Genomic DNA, 20,372 nt, shown 5'->3' with positions numbered 1-20,372 from the left:
GCCGAGCGCCTACTCCACGCTGACCACGTGCCACTCGCCGGCCTCGCGCACCATGCGGATGACGCGACCGCTGGGGGTGCGCACCGTGGCCTCGTTGTCCTGGATGTCCACGTCGAGCGCGGGCTCGTCCTCGGTGTCCTCCAGGAAGCGCTCGATCTGCGCGTCGATCTCGGCGCGCGGGGCACGCGCGAGGATGCGCGTGATGCTGGGCAGGCTGCGACGAGCCAGCGCGCTCCGGAACGCCATGACCGCGTCTTCGGGCGTGGCGAGCGAGACCGAGTCCAGCAGCGTGCCCACGAGGCGCCAGCGGTCGCTCTCGATCACCAGCACCGCGTGCTGCCCCGAGCGCAGCGGTACGCGCGCGCGCGTCTGCACCAGCTGCGGGTCGGCCAGCGCGGCGTCCACTGCGGCGGCCTGCTCGCGCAGCTCTTCCGGGCTCTCGGCCAGCTGAGCGCGCAGCTGCTCCAGCGTCAGCCCGGCACGGGTCTCGGCGTCGAGGAGCGCGTAGACCGACTCGGCGTCTCCACGGCGCACCGCCTCGGCGTACGCGCGCGCGGTGTCGCGCGGGGGTGTCCCGGCCGAAGCGCCGCCGCAGCCCGAGAGCAGCGCAGCCAGCCCCACGGCGCGCGCCAGCGATGACGGTGTGGGCAGAAGCGAGCGTCCAGCGTCCAGCGAGGGCACGGGCGCAGGCTAGCACAGCCATCGCCCGTGGTTCCCAGAGCTTTCGGTGGCGTGTCTCGTGTCGCTGGTGGCGCCGACGCGGGCCACGCACTTGACGCACCGCGCGCTGCATGCGCTATGTGGACCCAGTGATGCTGCACACACCACGGTGGGCCTGACATGGCCGTCTTGCGCGTCCTCGGCGTGGACCCGGGCTCCGTTCGCACGGGCTATGGCGTCATCGAGCGCGACGGAACGCGCCTGCGTCTGATCACGGCCGGCACGCTCACGGCGGGTGAGAAGGCGCCCCTCGAAGAGCGCCTGCTGACCATCCACACCGGCCTCCGCGCGCTCATCGACGAGTACGCGCCCGGTGCGGCGGCGGTGGAGGACATCTTCATGGCCAAGTTCCCCAACGCGGCGCTCAAGCTCGGGCACGCGCGCGGGGTCGCCCTGCTCGCCATCGCACAGGCGGGGTTGTCCGTGCACCCGTACCCGCCCGCGGTCGTGAAGCGCTCCATCGTCGGCAAGGGCGCGGCCGACAAGCAGCAGGTGGCTCGCATCGTGGGGGTCATGCTGGGGCTCACCGAGCTTCCGGGCATCGACGCCACCGACGCGCTCGCCATCGCGCTCACGCACGCGCAGGCGGCGCGCATGCACGCGGCGCTCGCGCCCGTCACCAAGCCGGCCGTGCGCCTGCCCCGTGCGGCGGCGGCGCGGCGTGGGCTCAAGGCGCGCTGAGGAAGGGGTTGCTGAAGCGGGGGTCCGTCACGAACGCCTCGTCGGTCAGCGCGTTCAGGAACGCCAGCAGGTCTGCGCGCTCCTGCTCGGTCAGGACGAAGCCTGCGATGAACCCGCTCTTGAGCGGGCTCAGCCGCCCGTCGCCCGCGTTGGGTCCGTCGGGCGTCAGGGTGCCACCGCGCGCGTAGTGGTCGATCACGTCTTCCAACGTCGCGAGCGACCCGTCGTGCATGTACGGCGCCGTCAACGCGATGTTGCGCAGCGTCGGCGGCTTGAAGCGCCCCATGTCCAGGCGATCTCCGGTGAGCTCGAACAGCCCCGTGTTCGTGGCCGGATAGCCGCCGATGCCGTCCACGTTGTACAGCCCGTTGTTCGCGAACAGCGACTGGTCGAAGAAGTTGCCGGCGTGGTCCACCGACCCCGACAGGTTGAAGCCTCCGTGGCAGTGGAAGCACTCCACCTGCTCGCTGAAGAACAGCTCCATCCCCCGGCGCTCCGAGTCCGAAAGCGCGCCCTCGTCACCCGCCACGAAGCGGTCGTACGGCGACTCGCCCGAGATGAGGGTGCGCTCGAACGAGGCGATGGCTCGCAGCACGTTCTGGACGCTGATGGGGTCGGCGTCTGCCGGGAAGGCGTCCGCGAACATCGAGGGATAGTCGGCGTCGGCGGCGAGGCGGGACAACAAGAGCGCTTCTTGACCCGAGAGCCCCAGCTCCACGGGGTCCTCGCCGAACAGCGGGATGCGCGCCTGTTGCTCGAGGGTCACCACCGCCGAGTTGGCCCAGTTGAGCGTCGCCGCGTAGCCCGTGTTGGCCAGCGCCATCGCGCCCCGGGCCGTGTGGTCGCCGGTGGAACCGAGCGCCGTCGCGCGACCGTCCGTGAACGCGCGTGACTGCGCGTGGCAGCTCCCGCACGACTGCGTCTGGTTCTCGCTCAGTCGCACGTCGTAGAACAAGAAGCGCCCCAGCTCGACCTTCGCTTCGGTGAGCGGGTTGTCCTCGGGGATGCGCGGCTCGGGGAAGCCTCGGGGCAGGTCGAGGGTGTAGCCGTGCTCGGAACCGCAGCCGAGCATCGTCGCGACGAGCCCTGCACCGAGCGCGAGCGTCAGCAGAGGCCTCTGGGGAGTTCGTGAGCGCGAGAGACGATGCACGCGCTCAGTCCACGCGGAAGACGCGCTGCGTGCCAGCCGCCATCGCGCCGTGCGGGAGCCCCAGCGCCTCGAAGTAGCCCAGGCAGTCCGGATCGGTCGCGCCCGACATGCAGCCCGGGGGGGTGTCCACGGTCTGGGTGTCGAGGTCGACGGAGTCCACCAGCGCGCCCAGGTCCAGCAGGATGGTGTCCGTGGCCGGGTCCATGTCCATCAGCGACACCTCGACGCGATTGGGCGCGGCGCAGCTCGTCACCATGCCGGCGGCGGGGTCCGCGCCCTCGCAGCCCGTGCTGCCCAGGTGGAAGCGCCAGGCGGGCAGCCCGACCGAGGCGCCGTCCACGCGCAGGAACTTGTAGCCGCTCTGCCAGGCCCAGAACATGTCCGTGATGTTCAAGGGCGACGCGGCGATCGAGGCGTCGTCGTGGTTGGTCTCGAAGGGCACGCCCATGGTGAAGCGCACGCCCACGTAGTCACCCGCCGGTGCGGTGCCGTTGATGACGAGGCGTGTCTCGGGGTTGCCCTCGCAGCCCGCGATGCCGCTGTCCGCGAAGTCGATGTACGCCAGGCCGTCGTGCTGGAACGCGTCCTCGTCGAGCCGCAGCGCCACCTCGTCGCCCTCACGCGTCACCAGCCGCACGTTGTGCACGTACATGCGGGCGTCGCGGATGGTCAGACTCTGGTCCGCGCTCGCGCCGAGGCCAGTGAACGTCTGGCCGCACACGAAGGGCTCGTCACCCACGGTCGCCGCGAACGCCAGCGAGATGGGCTCGCGCGCAGGGGCGTCGTCGCAGGCGCTCACGAAGGCGAGGGGGGCCAGGAGGGAGAGACCGAGGAGGCGGGTGGCGCGAGAAGTCATGCCCACAACCTAGCCCCTCTGGCATGTCCGCGGCATGCGGCAAATCGTCGCACGTCGTCAGAGGGACGTGGCCTGCAGCGTGTCGCACTGGCTCATGTCACCCGTCTGATAACCGCGCGTGAACCAACGCTGCCGCATCTCGGAGCTGCCGTGGGTCCAGCGCTCGGGCTCCACGCGGCCCGTAGCCTCGCGTTGTAGGCGGTCGTCTCCCACCGCTGCGGCCGCCGCGAGGCCTTCTTCGAGGTCGCCCATCTCGAGCAGGTTGCGTCGCGCCGTGCCGTTGGCCCACACGCCCGCGTAGCAGTCGGCTTGCAGCTCCATGCGCACCTGCAGGTCGTTGCGGCGGCTGGGGTCCGCGCGCTGTGCCGTGCGGATCTGCGCGCTGGTCCCGAGCAGGGTCTGCACGTGGTGCCCGATCTCGTGCGCCAGCACGTAGGCCTGCGCGAAGTCGCCGGGCGCACGGAAGCGGGTGCGTAGCTCGCGGAAGAACGACAGGTCGATGTACACCTTCTGGTCGCCGGGACAGTAGAAGGGTCCGGTGCCAGCGTCCGCCGCACCGCAGGCCGAGTCCACAGCGTCCGTGAAGAGCACCAGGCGCGCGTCCCGGTAGGTCTGCCCGCGCGCCTGGAACAGACGCTGCCAGGTGGCCTGCGCGTCATCCAACACGAAGCTCACGAACTGCACCTGCTCGTCTTCTTCGGGGCTGGGGGCGGCCGTTGGGCCACTGCTCTGAGCCGTGCTCGCGCCCCCGCCGGTTGTCCCGGAGACCGCCTCGGCAGCGCCGAAGAGCGTCTGCGGGTCCACCTTCAGGACGTAGGCCACCAGCAGGATCAGGATGGTGGCGCCGAGCCCCAGCTTGGTGCCAGACCCGCCTCGGCGGCCTCCGCCGCCTGCTCCGCGACGATCCTCGATGTTCTGGCTCGTCCCTCGTCGTTCCCAACGCATGCGCTTCTCCGGCTCGTGACAGAGCGAGGATGCGGGCCCGCTACTGTCCCTGCAAGGGGACAATCGGCGCTGGTGTGTCTGCGCCGGCTTGCGTCCCCGCCCCGAACGGCTTCACATCGGGGCGTGCTCCCGCTGCGCGACATGAACCCGACCCGGCGCAAGCCCGTGGTGACGTGGGCCTTGATCGCCATCAGCGCGGCTGTGTTCGTCTACGAGCTGAGCCTGTCGTCGGAGGCCGCCACCGTGTTGCTAGCCCGCTACGGCGTGGTCCCCGGCGTGCTGACGGGCGGCGCCCTCGGCACGCTGCGCTCGGACGGGGGGGCGCTGGGAGCGCTCGTCACGCCGCTGACGAGCATGTTCCTGCACGGCGGTGGGCTGCACCTGCTGGGCAACATGTGGTTCCTGCACGTGTTCGGCGACAACGTGGAGGACGAGCTCGGGCGCCCGCAGTTCCTCCTGTTCTACCTGGGCGCCGGGCTGGGCGCGGCCCTGTTCCAGGTGGCGGTCGACCCGCACAGCCTGGTGCCCATGGTGGGCGCCTCGGGCGCCATCAGCGGCGTGCTCGCGGCCTACGTGGTGCTGCATCCACGCGCGCCCGTGCTCACGCTCGTGCCCATCCCGCTCGCGCTCTTCGTCGAGGTCCCGGCCTTCATCTTCATCTTTGTCTGGTTCGGCCTGCAGCTGGTCTACGGCCTGCTCAGCAGCGCCGACATCGCGCACGGCGGGGTGGCCTGGTGGGCCCACGTGGGCGGCTTCGTGGTGGGTTGGATCGCCGTGCAGCTGCAGCGTCGGCACACGGCCGAGCGCTGACCGTCCCCACGGATGACTGCGACGCGGGCCGGGCGATATGCTCCGCCGGGTGACCGCCGCGACGCCCTACTTCTATCCACCACACTACCGCAGCATCGATCCGCGCATCCGCCGCGAGCTGCTCGCCCCGCATGCTCTCGACGGACACCCGCTGTCGGCGCAGCTGTACCTGCCGCCGCTGCCCGCGGGCCAGGTGGAGGGAAGCGCCGCGCCACGCGACCCGGACACGGTGCTGCTGCTGATGCACCCGCGCGGGGACTTCCAGCGGCACTACGCCGCGCCCCACCTGGCGCTGGGTGGGTACGCCGTGTGCGGCGCGACCACACGCAACCTGCACAACGACGCCGACGCGCTGCACGAGCGGTTGCTGCTCGACGTGGGTGGGGTCATCCAGGCGCTGCGCGAGCGCTTCGCGCGCGTGGTGCTGCTCGGCAACTCGGGCGGGGGCTCGCTCTTCGCCTTCTATCTGCAGCAGCAGGGCAAGGCCCCGGCGGAGCGGCTCACCCACGCGCCCTCTGGCGACCGCGTGCCCCTCGCCGACTTCGAGCTGCCACCGGCCGACGGGCTCGTGCTGATCGCGGCGCACCAGGGCGAGGGGCGCTTCATGCTGGAGCGGCTGGACCCGAGTGTGGTCGACGAGCACGACCCGGTGCTGGTGAACCCACGGCTCGACATGTACGACCCGCGCAACGGCTACCGCCCCATGCGCGAGGGGCCTTCGCGCTACTCGGCGGAGTTCCTGGCCGAGTTCCGGCGGGCCCAACACGAGCGCTGTGAGCGGCTGGACGCCCGCTGCCTGGCCTGGTGCGAAGAAGCACGGCTTGCGCGGTTGCGAGCCAAGGCGGAGGGGCTCCCACCAGACATCCGACGCGACGCCGCCCGTCGCGGCATCACGCGCCGCTACATGCTCATCTACCGGACGCTGGCCGACCCACGCTACCTGGACCCCACGCTCGATCCGAACCGCCGTCCCATCGGCTCGCTGTTCGCCATCGGGGGGCGCGACCCCATCACCGGCAACTACGGCGAGGGGCTGGGGCGTGTGATGAGCGCCCGTGGTTGGCTCTCCACCTGGTCGGGCCTGCGCAGTCAGGCGGCGCTCGAGAAGACCCTGCCCGACGTGCACGTCCCCCTGCTCGTGGTGTATGCCGACGCGGACACCGAGATCTACGAGCACGAGTGCCGCGCCCAGCTGGCCTGGGCGGCGAGCCGAGACAAGACGTTCACGCAGGTCGACTACGTGGACCACTACTTTCACAGCGTCGGCCCCGAGGGCGACGCGCTGGGCGAAGGTCGCGCGCGGCTCTGCAACGCGCACCTTCTGCCCTGGCTACGGGAGCGATATCAGGCATGAGCATGTTCGACTTTTCAGGCAAGCGCGTGGTGGTGACCGGGGCCAGCCGAGGGCTGGGTCGTGAGCTCGCGTTGGGCTTCGCGCGCGCGGGCGCCGACCTGGTGCTCACCGCGCGGCAGCAGAAGCTGCTGGACGAGGTGGCCAGCGAGGTGCGCGAGCTGGGCCGGCAGGCGCTGGTGGTGCCGGCCGACCTCGCCACCAAGGAGGGCGCCGACGCGTTGATCGAGGCGACGCTCGCGGCGGGGCCGGTGGACGTGCTGGTCAACAACGCCGGCTACAGCGAGCCGCTCCCGTTCCTCGAGGCGAGCGACGAGACCTGGGAGCGCGTGATGGCCATCAACGTGATGGGCGTGGTGCGCCTCACGCGAGGGCTGGGCGCGGCGATGCTCGCGCGCGGGCAGGGCAACGTGGTCATGGTGGGCAGCGTGCTCGGGCGCACCGCCATCCCGGGTGCCTCACCGTACATCGCCAGCAAGGGTGCCATCGAGCAGCTCACCCGCGCGCTGGGCGTGGAGTGGGCGCGCCGGCGCGTGCGCGTGAACGCCCTCGCGCCGGGCTTCATCGACACCGACATGGTCGGCGAGGAGTCCGCCTCGCTGCGCGCGTACGTGGAGCGCCGGGCGCCCATGCGCCGCCTCGGCACGTCCGAGGAGGTGGTCTCGGCGGTGCTCTATCTCAGCAGCGACGCCAGCAGCTACGTGACGGGCAGCATCGTGCACGTGGACGGTGGTTGGACGGCAGCCTGACGCGCGCGTGCGGCCTGGCGTTGCTCGAGCGCCCCGGAACGACGTGACGGCGGTCCGGGGTGCATCAGGCGTCGCGCTCCGGGCCGGCCGTCACAGCAGCTCGCGCGCCAGCACCTCGCCCAGGTTCACCCAGAACGGGAACGAGATGCGGTCGTAGTCCGCGCGGTTGTCGTTCATGAGCCCGTCGCGGTCCACGTAGAGCGTGGCGGCCACGAAGAACGCGCGGTCGCTGTCGAGTCGATGCACGTAGGCGCTCTCCAGGTGGAAGCCCCACGCGCGCCCGGCCTTGTTCACGTACTCGTACGCGTCCCGCGGGAGCACGCGGTTGATGCCCGGGATGAGCGGCTCGAAGCGGGCCTCGGCGTCGTCCACCGTGCCTCGCCGCGCGGCGGGTGGGCGCCGGCTCATGATGTCGCGCAGGAGCGCGCGGTTGGCGTCGGTCAGGGGCAGGTCCACGTCCGCTCCGTCCAGGCTGGGGTCCACCACCTCCAGCACGATGCGCTGCAGGTCGCGCAGCGAGATGTAGTTCTTACGCCGGAAGTCGAGCGGGTGCTCGATGCGCTGCCCGTTGTCCGTGTTGATGTGCGCTTCGCCTACGCCCGTGCGCGGCATGTCCAGCATGAGCGCGTTGCGGAAGCGCACCGAGGCCGTGCGCTCGGGGACCACCGTCTCGGCGCTGCGCCCGCGACCCAGCCGCACGGTGGGCGCGAAGCGGTGCGAGTCCATGTGCAGGTCCCCCACCTCGAGGCGGTGCTGCATGCGCACGCTGCGCAGCCCGGCGCGCCACATGAGCTGGTTCTGGGCCTCCATGCCCGCGATGTCGAACAGCACGTTGAAGCCTCGATTGCTGGACACGATGAGCGTGCGCTCCAGCTCTGCGGCCAGCGTGGAGTTCGAGCGGCCGCGGTTGGTCTGCGCCTCCTCGCCATTGATCATGCGCGCCGTCCGAGGGCGCACGAAGAGCGCGCGTGTGACCGCGTCAGCCGCCTGTGCATGCTCCTGGAACGTCAGCAGCGACGCCACCGCAGCGACCGTCTTGATGGCGCTGGCCGGGTAGAAGTACTCCGTGTTCAGCCGGTAGCCGTAGCTGCGGATGCAGGGGCGCCCATCGGCGTCGCGCACCACCTCGCTGACGAGGATCTGCGCGCGCAGCGACTCGGCGTTGTCGAGGATCTCCTGGAAGCGCTGAGGCTCGGAGCGCAGCAGCCGCTCGACGAAGTCGTCGCCCCGGTCCGTGTAGCCGGGGCCTGGGTTGCACGTGCCGCTGCGCAGATCCGTCGGGCCGTCGGGCATCGCCGGGGGGGCCGTGTCTGCGGGCTCGGGAGGGCGCGCGCGGCCAGCGGCGCGCGGCAGCCACAGGGCCGAGGCGAACAGCAGCACGCCGAGACCCGTCAGGGATGCGCGCAGCGGGAAGGGACGTCGAATCAGCAGCACCTCCTCAGCCTGCCACACGAGCGCGCAAGGGCCATGGAAGTGGACGGATGTGTTCATACAGGGCACACCGACAGCAACCCAAGGGAGCGTCACGCATGACCATCCGCACACTGCTGCTCGAACCCCAGGCCACCGAGGTGCAGGTGGGCGACACCGCGCTGCTCGAGCGCTGGCTGCAGGACCGGCGTGGCACGCTGTGGCTCGACCTCGGCGGGGAGGAGCCCGAGGTGGAGGAGCGGCTGCTTTCGCGCTTCGAGTTCGACGAGCTCTCCATCCAGGACGCGCAGCGCGAGCGTCACCCGCCCAAGGTCGAGGACTTCGAGCGCTACATCGTGATCATCCTGCGCGGCGTGGACGGTGAGGCCGACGGACTCGACTTCAAGACGCTGCAGCTGACGATGTTCGTGGGGGAGGACTTCCTGGTCACACGTCACGCGCGCCGCTCCAGCAGCCTCGATCACTACTGGGACCTGGGCGCGGGGACGACCGAGTGGCTCACGTGGGGCAGCGCCTACATCGCCACCCAGATCGCCGTGCGCATGGCGAACCGGTATCTGCCCGTGCTGCTCAACCTCGAGCCGCGCTTGGAGGTCCTCGAGGAGGAGATGTTCGAGCGCCCCTCCGACGCCGTCATGGCGGAGCTCACGTCGTACAAGACGGATCTGCGACGGCTACGGCGCGTGTTCATGTACCACGAGAAGATGTTCGGCGAGTTCCGGCAGTCACGCTCGGCGCTCTTCGGTGAGGAGCTGCGCCACGACCTCAACGACGTCTTCGAGAACTACGAGCGCTTGCACAGCCTCTCCACGATGCTCTACGAGACCGCAGGGGACCTCATCGACGGCTACATCTCGACGGCATCGCACCGGCTGAACAACACGATGCGCATCCTGACGGTCATCACCGCCATCTTCGTGCCGCTCAGCTTCCTCGCGGGTCTGTACGGGATGAACTTCGAGAACATCCCGGAGCTGAGAGTCCACAACGGCTACTTCGTGCTGCTCGCCTTCATGGGCACGCTAGCCGCAACGCTGCTCGCGCTCTTCCGCTGGCAGAAGTGGCTCTGACGTGCGTGGCTGGATGGCACGACTCGCGGCGCTCGCACTTGGGCAGCCCGAGCGACCGACGGACGCCCACGTCCTAGCCGCGGGTCGCCGAGGTCAGCGGTAGGGGTTCTGCCCAAGGGGCATCGGCGTCGCGCGCTGGGCGCGGACCGTGCCTGCAACGCGGTACGGGTTGGGCGTATAGAATGCGTACGCCGAGCGTGCTGGGATGGGCTCGAGCCGAGCCACGCCAGCGCTCGGATCGTGGTACGGGTTGACGCTCACGTCCATCCCCGTGTGCGGTGTGGGATCGAGGGAGGGGCCGATCAGGGCGACCACCAGCCCCACCAAGCGCGCGTGCGTCAGGCGTCCCTGGAAGGCCAGCTCCTGCGTCTCCTCGGCTGCGTTCGGCGGTGACGCGCGATGCACGATCACTCTGGCGTTGTCGGAGGAGACGAGCACATCCACGGTCGCCACAGGCGCGACCTCGTCGGCCTCGACGGCCTCGGGCGCGACCACGAACGCGCGCAGCTCGCGTGCCAGCTCGACACGCACCGCGGTCGGGTCCACGGGCAGCAACGGCGCGCGCTCACCGTCAGGAGGGGTCTCGGCCCTGACGTCCATCACGACGATGGGGAACGCGGTCTGAGCGAGCGAAGTGGTGGGGGCCGCGAGCGTCCAGACGCCCAGCGCGATCCCCAAGACCTCCAACTTGCGAGCGAAGTGGGTCATGGGAACAGCATAGCCGCCTCCCTCTTGGGTGCCCGAACTTTGTCTCGAAGCAAGAATCACCCCTAGGGTGTGACGATTCCCCGTTTGGTGATAGCATGTCGGTTCGCGATGCCTGGCTCGGTGCAGCGCCCTCTGAAGCTCGTCGGCCTCCTGGGTCGAGACGGCATGCTATTGGAGGCCAACGAGTTCTCGTTGTCGCTGGTCGGCGTGTCGAAGTCCCACGTCATGGAGCGGCCGTTCTGGGACACACCGTGGTGGAGCCACTCCCGGACGATGCAGGAGCTCCTGTATGCGTCGGTGCAACGCGCGGCGAGCGGGTCGTACGTGCACTTTCAGGCAACCCACCCGACGCCATCGGGAGAGCTCCGCATCATCGACTTCGCTCTGACCCCCATCGTCGACCACCACGGTGAGGTCATCAGCTTGCTGCCGGTCGGGTGTGACATCACGGAGGATGCGCTGCGCTCGGGTGAGCGCGACGAGCTGCTTTCAACGGGACTGCACAATCACGTCAAGAGCGAGGCGCGTCCCCCGCTGTGCATGACGATGTGCGCGTGGTGCCAGTGCCTGCGCGACGTGCGCGGGGGTTGGCACCCCATGGATCCGGTCGTCGCCCACTATCCCAAGCTGCGCCTGTCGCACGGCATCTGTCCCAGCTGCGTCGCGAGCAACTTCCCGGGCATGACGTTCGCGTCTTGAGCGCTGGTCGCACGCACCCACGACGTTCGCGTCATGGAGCGAGCCGAGTTCGGCACCACATGGCTACTCGGCGCCGTGCGTTGGGAGACGCTTGTGGGTGAACTCGCGCTCACCCGCGCTGAACGGCCCCACGGTGTCACCGTGACCACGCAGCTTGAAGCGCGTGGTCAGCAGTCCCTCGACCCCCACCGGGCCCCGAGCGTGGATGCGCGACGTGCTGATGCCCACCTCGGCGCCCAGCCCGAAGCGGTAGCCGTCCGCGAAGCGGGTGCTGGCGTTGTGGAACACGCAGGCGCTGTCCACGGTGGCGAGAAAGCGCTCGGCGACCGCCGGGTCCTCGGTCACCACGCAGTCGGTGTGCGCGCTGCCGTAGCGGTGGATGTGGTCGATGGCGGCGTCGAGGTCGCTCACGATCTCGACCGTGGCCTCGAGGTCGCCCCACTCCTTGTGCAGGTCTTCCGTCAGCGGCAGGTCCAGCTCGCGCGCGGCGCGTGGTCCGCCTTCGAGCCGCACGCCCGCGCCTCGCAGCGCATCGAGCAGCGTCTGAGCGCGCCCGTCCGCGACGAGCGCCTCGTCGAGCAGCAGCGTCTCCATGGCGTTGCACGCCGCGGGGTAGTCCGTCTTGGAGTCGAGCACGATGCGCGTGGCCTTCTCCATGTCCGCGGCGGCGTCCACGTACACGTGGCAGATGCCGTCGGCGTGCCCCAGCACGGGGATGCGCGTGTTGCGCTGTATGTAGCTCACCAGCGCGTTGCCGCCGCGGGGGATCACCAGGTCGATCACGTCGTCGAGCTCGAGCAGGCTGGCCACCTCGTCACGGCTCTCTACGAGCGCGATGCACGCGGACGGCACGTCGGGCTCGAGCGCCTGGGTGATCACGCGGTGCAGCACGCGGTTGGAGCGCGCCGCCTCCTTGCCCCCCTTCAGCACCAGCCCGTTGCCCGAGCGCAGCGCGAGCGCCGCGACCTGCGGCAGCGCGTCGGGGCGGCTCTCGAAGATGACCATCACCACACCCATGGGCGCCGTCTCGAGCTGGAGCAGCAGGCCGTCGGCCAGCTCCGTGCGCGACAGCACCTTGCCCAGCGGCTCGTCCTGCTCGGCGATGTCCCGGATGCCGTCCGCCAGCTTGGCGAGCTTGCGCTCGTCGAGCTTCAGACGGGCCGCCAGCGCGGGCGTCATGCTGCCCTTGGCGACGGCCTCGGCGGCGTCGGCCACGTCCAGGGCGTTCTCGCGCAGGATCTCGGCGGCGTTCTCGGTCAACGCGCCGGCCACGCGCACGAGCACGGCGGCGCGCGCGTCGCTGCTGAGGCTGGAGAGGATGCGACCGGCTTCGCGGGCTGCGATGGCCTGCTGCTTGGGGGTCTCGGCGGACATGGGGAGACTGTAGCGCCGGATGCGCGCGGCGCAGCCCGCGGGGCGATGCTGGCGCTACTCGGGCGCCACGACCGAGCTGCAGCGCCCCTCCACGCACGCGGGGACCTGAGGTAGCGCGCTGCCGCAGACGACGTCCCCGTGCGGGTAGTCCGCGCAGTCCACCTCGCGCGACTGGGTCGTGTAGGCCGCAGCGTCGCTGGCCGCGATGCTGGCCGTCTGGCCGCAGTGCCCGCACGGGACGCGCACCAAGGTGCAGTCGGATGCTTCGCGACACTCGGCGTTCCACTCGCGCGCGTCGAACTCCGTGTAGGTCGGGGGCTTGGCACACCCCGCAGCGAGCAACGCCAGGAAGCCGGAGAGGACGAGGATTCGCGAGTCGTTCATGATGTCTCCCGAGAGTACGGAAGCGGGCGCTGAGGTGTCCCTCACGCGGCGTCTCAGTCTTTGAGCAGCTCGTCCTTCACCGAGTCGAACAGCTGCCCGAGGATGCGCTGCCCCGTGCTGCTGGTGGCCACGGCGCCGAGCGCCGTGAGCCCCGTCGCCGCCACGTTCATGGCCTGCTGCCGGCGTTGCTGCGCCTCGCGCTCGGCCTTGCGCGCGGCGGCCCCCGCGAAGGTCTCCCCGCAGTGGCCACACGCGACCAGCGCCAGCGCGGACGGACGCGCACAGAACACGCAGGTCTGCATCAGGCTCGCGCTGCAGCGCGCGCAGCGCAGCGACGTGGGGTGGTTGTCGGCGCCACAGCCGGGGCAGTCCACGTGCTGCCCGGGTGCGCCGGGGTAGCTGGCCTCGCAATAGGGGCAGGCGACCAGCCCCGCCACGGGCGGGGCGCCGCACTGCTCGCACTCGATCCTGTGGGGTACGCCGGCATCCATGGGGAGCAGCATATCACCGCGCGTCCGCGTGCGTACCTGTGCGCACGTGGGCGGTCACCGACCACCGCCCGTCTGCTGCGCCACGTGTCCGTGTGGGCACCGCGCGCGCCTCAGCGAGCCAAGACGCCATCCAGCTGAAAGAGCAGCTCCGCGCGCTGGACCGCCGTGAGGCTGTCCGTGTCGCCACGCGACACGAGGCGCAACGCATGCAGACCGCTCGCCTTTCCCTGCATCAGGCGCGGCGACACGTGGAGCTGGAACTCGATGCCCGCGTAGCCCCGCCAAAAGCCGACGATGGCAGCGTCCTCTGCGAGGAGCGCTCGCCACCCCGACGTGCGCAACGAGTAGAGCACCCCGCCCGGAGCCTGTGCACCCTCGTAGCGTGCCATCAGCTGCTCGCACGAGAGGTCGTCGCGCGGGCGCGTCAGTTGCCCGAACGGCTGCACGAGGTCGTAGTCGAGGAGCAGGCTCTGCCAACGGCCGACCTCGGACTCGCTCAGGTGCAGTGGATGCACCAAGCCGACTGCGGCGTCTCGAGGCAGCTCGAACGGGGTGTCGTCGAGGCTCGCTAGGGTTCGCTCCTCCGTGACGCGAAAGGTGCCGCACACCCCTCCCTCTGCGTCGAACGTCCCCCACACCAGTCGCGCGGCGAGGTGCCCGACGAGCGGGTGCTTCGCGAAGCATTGCAGAAAGACCTCTGCGTCGACGCGCCGCTCGTCTGCCATCATGCGCGCCAGCCGGGCCAGCTGGTCCTTCGCGGCGGCATCGGCTTCGCTGCGGAGGGTCTTCCATGCCTCCCAGGCCGCCTTGGCCATCGCGGGATCATCGGTCTTGCGCGGCCGCGGGAGCTGCACGAGCCGCTCGCCGTTTTCGTCGCGGACGAACGGCAGCAGGTGCTCGTCGAAGCCCACGTGGAAGCGCCGCGGACCAAAGTCCAGCGCGTACCGGCCATGTTCGTCCAGGCCGAGGTCGGGGGCCGTCCGATCCTCCAGCTCATCCGCGCTCAGACCTCGCGCGATCGCGATCTCCGTCAGGAGGCCCGCGGCCCGGTCCTTGAGGTACTGCCGCTGCCCGCCGCGCGACATTCGACCGATCAGCGACAGCGCGAGGTCCGACCCCATCACCGCAAGGACGTCCAGCAGCAGCAAGGCGTTCTGCTTCTGCCCGTCCCGAGCCCACGCGCGGCCGCGATCGAAGAGCGCTCGCGCTGCGCGGTCGCTCCCCACGAGCGCGACCGCGCGCGCGGTCCAGGCGTGCGCGCTGCGCATTCCGGCTGCCACCCAGAGGTCCACGAGCGCGTCCAAGAACGTGTCGAGGGAGGCTTGGTCGCACGCGCCTCGCGCGTGCGCGACGCCAGCGTACGGGGCCTCCATGGAGGAGAAGGCGAGCATCTCCGTGAGGTGGAGCTGCGCACGTCTCGGGAGCGTGCGTCCATCGCGCAGACGCACGCGTGGGAGCGCCTCGACGCCCTCGAGCAGCTTCGGTGCCTTCGTCGGGGCGCTCTCCAACGGATCTCGGTCGATGAGCGTGGTCGCTGCTGCGAGCACGTCGGGTCCGTGCCGCGCCGCCTCTTCCAAGACCACCCCACGCTCCACCGCCAGCAATGCGAACAGCGTCAGCGCGCGCTCGCGTTCCAGCGGCGGTGTGTCCGCGCCGAAGACGATCGGGAGGAGCCCCGCGGCGGCGTGACGCGGGAACCGACACACCCACTCGCTCGCGGCTCGACGGGCGCCCTTGTAGCGCAGCCACTGCACCGCCATGGGCGCCACCTCGACCGCGCCTACGTAGCTCAGCTCGCACGCGAGCTCGGGGCGCAGCGCGGGCGCGAGCTGGAGCAGCGCGGGAACCACCTTCGCGCCATCGCGGTGGAGCAGCACCGTCAGGCCCGTCATGTAGGTGGTGTGCGTCCAGTAGTGCGCGTCGACGCGCGCGAGTGCGCCAGTCGCGCGCAGCGCTTCGAGCTGCTCGAACGTCGCGCCCCACACCATGTAGGCGCCGATGACCCGCCCGTCGTCGTGGGGTCGCTCACGTTGGAGCGACGTCAGAGTCGTCAGCTCACGCTCCAGTACGCGTGGGTCGAGCGTGCCGAGGTCCACCGCGTACTCGACGGACTGGGCGAGCAGACCAGCGAACGTGGGCAGGGCAGCGCGTCGCTTCGTCCTCCAAGGGGGGCTCACCAGCACCCGGGGCAGGTCGCGCTCGGGCGCGTCGCCTTCACCCGTGTCCACACACGCCTCCGGAGCCACCTGCGCCTCGAACGTGGACAGCAGTGCGTCGATCACGTCGCGGTGCGTCGTCCGGCTCGCCCTCGCCTCCAGCAGCGCCCCGCGCGCGTGCTCCGGCATGTTCGCGAGCGCCTGCGCCACCAAGCTGCGCGTCTGCTTCGGGCCCAGCGCCGCCACCAGCTTGTGCGCCGCGGTAGCCGACGGGTAGCACGCCCAAAACGTGATGTGAGCCCTGGACGCAGGCGTCGACGCCAGCGCTGCGCCCGCCAGCGCCGCGCCGTGGCGTGCGATGGCGCGCATCCCGTCTCCGAGCGGAGCTGCCTCCAGCAAGGGCGCGGCGTCCTCGGCGGTCGGGAGCAAGCCGACGAGGCGCTCGAGACGACGCTTGGGATGGTCGTGCCGGCGCACCTCTGTGAGCGCGGCCGCCTCGTCGTCCAGGATCCACGCGAGCAGGACCGGGTCGTCGCACAGGCGTCGCACGACGGGCTCGAGCGTCGCGACACCGTGCTGGCGGACGTGGTCGCGGACGACCTCGGGGAGCAAGTAGATGTTGAGCGTGGGCTCGCCGTGAAGGGCGCGTAGCGTCGAGTAGGCGTCGCGCGCAAAGCACGACGTGCACATCCCGCGCACCAGGGTCTCGAGGGCGGTCGCCGGGTCGGACCGCGTGGTCCAGTAGGCGAGGGCCCGCGGCCTGAGGGCGCTCAGGTCGAGCAGGGAGAGGTCGGTGTGGCGAACCACCGACAACGTGTAGGCCTCCAGCTCCATGTCGAAGTCGGTGCCCTCCGCCCTGGTGGCCAACCGCTCGCGCAGCTTCGCTTGGAGCGGTGCCTCGGTCTCCGTCGGCTTCTCGGGCCAGCGCCACATTCCTTGTCGAAGGCGGTCCTCGATGGCCACGAGTCCGCGCGTCCACACCTCATCGAAGGTGCCCGCCTTGCGCACCCGCATGGGTGTCGTGATCGGCAGGGTGCACTCGCTCAGAGCCCACGCGGGCGGGTCGAACCGCACGTCCTTGCCGGACGCGGCGGGGTCAGGGGGGATCATGGTCGGACACTACCGAGAACGTCCGGTGTTGGATACGTCGCCATGACGCGCCGGATCACGGCGCTGGTGGCGGGGCGGCGTGCCCGAGAATGGCTTCGCTGCGCAGCGAGAACGTCGTGTCGCTGGCGGTGTCCGCGCGGATCGCTTCCAGCAGCGCGAGGCACGCCGGCCGCACGAGCGTGAGGTGGTCCAGCCCCGGGACCGACAAGATCGTGACGGGGGCTGTGCCGCGCTGCGCTTCGAGGGCGGGGTAGGTCCGTGACCAGCTGCCCAGCGCTCCCTCGGCCACGACGCTGGGCGTGCGGATCTCGTGCAGGTACAGCGCCGGTGCGCGCAGCTCGGCTTCCGCGGTGGTCGCGTCGCTGGGGATGCAGCGCGTTTCGCCGTAACCTCGCGCGTCGGGCGCAGCGCCGAGAGCCACCACGGCGCGAAAGCGTGCGCTGCTCTCCGCAGCCAGCAGCGCGAGCGTCCCGCCCGTGCTGTGTCCGCCCAGGTAGATGCGCGCCGGGTCGACGTCGGGCCGCGTGGCGAGGTAGTCGGCCGCGGCCAGCACGTCGTCCACCTCGCCGACGAAACACTCGACGTCACCAGGGTTGCCGTTCACGCCGCGCAGGGCCGGGCGCATCAGCACGAGGTCGGGCATGAGGAACGCCGTCGCGCTCTGGTCGTTCTCGGGCGGGCCTGGCGTCCACATGTGCGCGCCGAGTGACCACCGGAAGCCGCCCGACAACCAGATCAGCCCGGGACGACGCGCGCCATCGGGCGACGGGCGCACGGGCGTGACGTAGGCGACGTTGTCACCGAGCGGCGCTGCGTAGCGCACCAGCTCGAACACGTCCGATGGTGGCGCGGGCGGCGGTGTGGGGTCGCCGCGGTGACGGTGATGTGTGCGGCGCGCCCGTCGCAGCGCAGGCAGCGTGAAGTGCTCTCGGGGCGGCGCCGCCGCGGTCTCCGCAGGGGTGGCCGCGGGCGCCGGAGCGTCACAGCCGCACAGCCACAGCAGCGCGCCGACGCCCAGCGACGCGAACGGCCGCAGCCAGACAGGTCGCGACGGTGAGCGGCGAGCCGTGTGTGATGCGGTGTGCACGGACCGCCTCACCGTACCCCTCCGCGCGCGGCGGGGGGATGCTATCGTCTGCGCCGTGACCGACACGCAGACCACGTCCGCGACCGCGCCCGCGAGCAGCAGCTCGGGAGGCGCCGTCACCCCCGCTGGCAACGAGCAGGCGTCCGCCACGCCGTCCAAGCCGGTCATGGCGCCCGCGTGGCTGCGCATCCTGCAGGCCATCGCGGGCGTGGGGCTCATGACGGGCTTCTTCATGCCGTGGGTGACCCTCGGCGACATGGTCTCGGTCAGTGGCTTCAGCCTCGTGCTCACCGGCGGCGACGTCGTCGAGCAGCTCTCCGGGCCCAGCCGCGGCGTCATCTTCAGCATCCCGCTGCTCGGGCTGGCGCTGCTGTCGACCGCCATCAAGGGCTTCCGCGTGCTCGCCTGGGCGGGCCTGGCCACGGGTATCCTCATCCTGCTCGTAGGGCTCTACACGCTCATCACGGTCTTCCTGGACTCCACGGGCATGGGCATGTGGGTGCTCATCGGCGCGGCGCTGCTCGCGCTCGGCACGGGCGCGCTGGCCGTGCGCCTGAGCCGGCCGCGACCGAGCGCCGACGCGCCTCGCTGACGGCGATCCTGGATGCTGCTCTAAGCTGCGGTCGCCATCATCGACACGAGCACCGCCCCCGCGCGCGACCCGGACTCCGCCGCCTGATGCGCAGCCACGATTTCCTCGAGCGGGAAGCGCGCGGCGATGACCGGCCGGAACGCCCCCTCGGTCACCAGCGCGGCCAGCTGCTCGATGTGCTCACGGTCTCCGAGGGCCACGCTCACGAGCGCGCGCTGTCCGCCGGTGACGCGCGTCCACGCCATCTGCAGCAACACGCGCAGGCTGACCGAGAGCGTCAGGTAGCGCCCGCGCGGCGTGAGCGAGGCACGGCACGCGCCGAAGGTGGTGGAGTCCGCGATGTCGAAGATGATGTCGTAGCGCTCGCCGTGGGTCGTGAAGTCAGTCGTTTTGTAGTCGATCACGTGGTCGGCGCCCAGCTCGCGCGCCAGCTCGTGGTGCGCGCGGCTGCACACGGCGGTGACCTCGGCGCCCAAGTGCTTCGCCAGCTGCACGGCGAAGCGGCCCACGCCGCCCGTCGCGCCGTTGACGAGCACGCGCTCGCCGGGCTGCAGGCGCGCCAGCTCCACCAGGAAGTGGTGCGCGGTGCCGGCGCCATAGGGGATGGCTGCGGCCTCGTCGTGAGTCAGACCGGCGGGCATGCGCGCCATCGCGCCGTCCTCCGGGACGCACAGCAGCTCGGCGTAGGCGCCGTGCGGGGCGCTGCCGAACACGTCGTCGCCCACGGCGTAGCGGGTGACGTCGCGGCCCGCGGCCACGACACGCCCGGCGAACATGGTGCCTCCGACCTGCGCGCGCGGCCCGAAGACGCCCATCATGAGGCGGCCGGGCACGGCGGTCATGCCCGGGAAGTCGGCCGAGCGGATGCGTCGGTCGCCCTCGCTGACGATGCTGGCGCGCACCTCGACGAGCACGTCGTTCGCCCCCAGCGCGGGGGCGGGGAGGTCCCGCAGCTCGAGGATGGAGGGAGGTCCGTACTTGGGGGTGATGGCGGCGCGCATGGTGGGTTCCTTTGGCAAGTGGTGGGTACCCGTAGGTTGTAGCTATGCGACCGTGCGCGATTAAGTGCCGAAATTGGCAGTCGTGCTATACGAAAATGCATGGACTGGCATGCGGTGACCTTCGACTGGAACCAGGCGCGCGCCTTCCTCGTCACGGCCGAGGAGGGCTCGTTCTCGGCCGCGGCGCGGGCGCTCGGGCTGACGCAGCCCACGCTCGGTCGGCAGGTGGCGGCCCTCGAGGAGACGCTGGGCGTGACGCTCTTCGAGCGGGTGGGGCAACGTCTCGAGCTCACCGTCACGGGGGTGGAGCTGGTGGAGCACGTCCGGGCCATGGGGGCTGCGGCCATGCGCGTGTCGCTGAGCGCTGCGGGGCAGTCCGAGTCCGTCGAGGGCACGGTCACCGTCACGGCCAGCGAGGTCATCACGGCGTTCCTGTTGCCGGCCGTCGTGGCCCAGCTGCGCGAGACCCATCCAGGCATCACGCTCGAGCTGGTGGCGGCCAACGAGGTGCGCGACCTCCAGCGGCGCGAGGCGGACATCGCCGTGCGCAACGTGCAGCCCACCCAGCCGGACCTCTTCGCGCGCAAGCTGCGCGACACCACCGCGCACTTCTACGCGGCGCCCACGTACATCGAGCGCGCGGGGCCCTTCGAGCGCAGCGCCGATCTGGCGCGCGCGGGCCTCTTCGCCTTCGACCGGTCTACGACCATGGTCGAGGGGTTCAAAGCGCTGGGCATCGCGGTCGACGCGGCGCAGTTCATCCTCACCACGCCGAGCCACTTCGTGCAGTGGGAGCTGTGCAAGCGGGGCCTCGGCGTGTGCGTAATGATGGACGACGTGGGCATGGCCGAGCCCGGGGTGCGCCGCTTGTTCCCCGACCTGCCTTCCATCCCCGTGCCCATGTGGCTGGTGTGTCACCGCGAGCTGCACACCAGCCGCCGCATCCGCGTGGTGTTCGACGCGCTGGCCGAACACCTCTCGACCCCCGTTGTGCGGTAGCGTGTGGC

Annotated in this window: 20 protein-coding genes; 8 read left to right on the top strand and 12 right to left on the bottom strand. The window is 70.9% G+C overall.

Translation table 11 applies throughout. From position 1 onward, the window contains the following. Positions 1-9: 9 nt before the first annotated feature. Entirely contained in the window at positions 10-681 is a 672-nt protein-coding gene (locus H6726_17255) for a hypothetical protein (protein ID MCB9659395.1), read from the bottom strand. Positions 682-849: 168 nt separating this feature from the next. Here H6726_17255 and ruvC point away from each other — a divergent pair, with 168 nt between their 5' ends. After that, positions 850-1,401: a crossover junction endodeoxyribonuclease RuvC gene (gene ruvC / locus H6726_17250; GenBank protein MCB9659394.1), complete on the top strand. Its 552-nt coding sequence runs from the start codon at positions 850-852 to the stop codon at positions 1,399-1,401. Here the strand turns inward: ruvC and H6726_17245 are convergent. From H6726_17245 to H6726_17235, 3 genes are all read right to left on the bottom strand, one after another. Further along, a complete protein-coding gene (locus tag H6726_17245; protein ID MCB9659393.1) occupies positions 1,388-2,473 on the bottom strand; it encodes a di-heme enzyme in 1,086 nt (361 codons plus the stop codon). The two genes, ruvC and H6726_17245, sit on opposite strands and share 14 nt — an antisense overlap. Positions 2,474-2,555: 82 nt before the next feature. Next, positions 2,556-3,407 (bottom strand): metallo-mystery pair system four-Cys motif protein, encoded by an 852-nt coding sequence (locus H6726_17240; GenBank protein MCB9659392.1) that lies wholly within the window; start codon positions 3,405-3,407, stop codon positions 2,556-2,558. A 57-nt stretch (positions 3,408-3,464) separates the two neighbouring features. Beyond that, entirely contained in the window at positions 3,465-4,352 is an 888-nt protein-coding gene (locus H6726_17235) for a zinc metallopeptidase (protein ID MCB9659391.1), read from the bottom strand. A 123-nt stretch (positions 4,353-4,475) separates the two neighbouring features. Between H6726_17235 and H6726_17230 the strand changes: the two genes are divergently transcribed. The 3 genes from H6726_17230 to H6726_17220 are packed head-to-tail and all read left to right on the top strand — an operon-like array spanning position 4,476 to position 7,262. Beyond that, a complete protein-coding gene (locus H6726_17230; GenBank protein ID MCB9659390.1) occupies positions 4,476-5,162 on the top strand; it encodes a rhomboid family intramembrane serine protease in 687 nt (228 codons plus the stop codon). Between the two features lie 49 nt (positions 5,163-5,211). Beyond that, entirely contained in the window at positions 5,212-6,516 is a 1,305-nt protein-coding gene (locus H6726_17225; protein MCB9659389.1) for a hypothetical protein, read from the top strand. Between the two features lie 2 nt (positions 6,517-6,518). Next, a complete protein-coding gene (locus H6726_17220) occupies positions 6,519-7,262 on the top strand; it encodes an SDR family oxidoreductase (protein ID MCB9659388.1) in 744 nt (247 codons plus the stop codon). 90 nt (positions 7,263-7,352) lie between these two features. Here the strand turns inward: H6726_17220 and H6726_17215 are convergent, their stop codons facing one another. Continuing rightward, on the bottom strand, positions 7,353-8,753 hold the full coding sequence (locus tag H6726_17215) for a serine hydrolase (GenBank protein ID MCB9659387.1): 1,401 nt from the start codon (positions 8,751-8,753) through the stop codon (positions 7,353-7,355). Between the two features lie 38 nt (positions 8,754-8,791). On the opposite strand from H6726_17215, the gene H6726_17210 reads away from it, so the two are divergent. Then, entirely contained in the window at positions 8,792-9,763 is a 972-nt protein-coding gene (locus H6726_17210) for a magnesium transporter CorA family protein (protein ID MCB9659386.1), read from the top strand. Positions 9,764-9,856: 93 nt separating this feature from the next. Here the strand turns inward: H6726_17210 and H6726_17205 are convergent, their stop codons facing one another. Next, the gene (locus H6726_17205) at positions 9,857-10,471 is read right to left on the bottom strand and encodes a hypothetical protein (GenBank protein ID MCB9659385.1); all 615 of its coding nucleotides are present in this window, start codon (positions 10,469-10,471) and stop codon (positions 9,857-9,859) included. Between the two features lie 108 nt (positions 10,472-10,579). Between H6726_17205 and H6726_17200 the strand changes: the two genes are divergently transcribed. Beyond that, a complete protein-coding gene (locus H6726_17200) occupies positions 10,580-11,170 on the top strand; it encodes a PAS domain-containing protein (protein ID MCB9659384.1) in 591 nt (196 codons plus the stop codon). Positions 11,171-11,233: 63 nt separating this feature from the next. Here the strand turns inward: H6726_17200 and H6726_17195 are convergent, their stop codons facing one another. The 5 genes from H6726_17195 to H6726_17175 form a co-directional block, all read right to left on the bottom strand. Beyond that, on the bottom strand, positions 11,234-12,544 hold the full coding sequence (locus H6726_17195; GenBank protein ID MCB9659383.1) for a glutamate-5-semialdehyde dehydrogenase: 1,311 nt from the start codon (positions 12,542-12,544) through the stop codon (positions 11,234-11,236). Between the two features lie 54 nt (positions 12,545-12,598). Continuing rightward, entirely contained in the window at positions 12,599-12,928 is a 330-nt protein-coding gene (locus tag H6726_17190; GenBank protein MCB9659382.1) for a hypothetical protein, read from the bottom strand. Between the two features lie 53 nt (positions 12,929-12,981). Next, positions 12,982-13,419 carry a hypothetical protein gene (locus H6726_17185; GenBank protein ID MCB9659381.1) on the bottom strand — a complete coding sequence of 146 codons (438 nt, stop codon included), beginning with the start codon at positions 13,417-13,419 and terminating at the stop codon, positions 12,982-12,984. A gap of 110 nt (positions 13,420-13,529) precedes the next feature. Beyond that, positions 13,530-16,685, bottom strand: coding sequence for a DUF4132 domain-containing protein (locus H6726_17180; protein ID MCB9659380.1), 3,156 nt, complete (start codon positions 16,683-16,685; stop codon positions 13,530-13,532). 55 nt (positions 16,686-16,740) lie between these two features. Further along, positions 16,741-17,772, bottom strand: coding sequence for a prolyl oligopeptidase family serine peptidase (locus tag H6726_17175; protein MCB9659379.1), 1,032 nt, complete (start codon positions 17,770-17,772; stop codon positions 16,741-16,743). 55 nt (positions 17,773-17,827) lie between these two features. Here H6726_17175 and H6726_17170 point away from each other — a divergent pair, with 55 nt between their 5' ends. Continuing rightward, positions 17,828-18,364, top strand: a complete 537-nt coding sequence (locus tag H6726_17170; protein ID MCB9659378.1) for a hypothetical protein — start codon at positions 17,828-17,830, stop codon at positions 18,362-18,364. Between the two features lie 20 nt (positions 18,365-18,384). Here the strand turns inward: H6726_17170 and H6726_17165 are convergent, their stop codons facing one another. Next, positions 18,385-19,365, bottom strand: a complete 981-nt coding sequence (locus H6726_17165; GenBank protein MCB9659377.1) for an NAD(P)-dependent alcohol dehydrogenase — start codon at positions 19,363-19,365, stop codon at positions 18,385-18,387. A gap of 99 nt (positions 19,366-19,464) precedes the next feature. On the opposite strand from H6726_17165, the gene H6726_17160 reads away from it, so the two are divergent. Continuing rightward, positions 19,465-20,364: a LysR family transcriptional regulator gene (locus H6726_17160; protein ID MCB9659376.1), complete on the top strand. Its 900-nt coding sequence runs from the start codon at positions 19,465-19,467 to the stop codon at positions 20,362-20,364. The last annotated feature ends 8 nt before the right edge of the window (positions 20,365-20,372 follow it).

The organism is Sandaracinaceae bacterium (assembly GCA_020633055.1).
In the GTDB taxonomy this organism is placed as follows: Bacteria; Myxococcota_A; Polyangia; order Polyangiales; family Houyiibacteriaceae; genus JADJJE01.
This window is presented reverse-complemented; position numbering and strand designations above follow the sequence as displayed.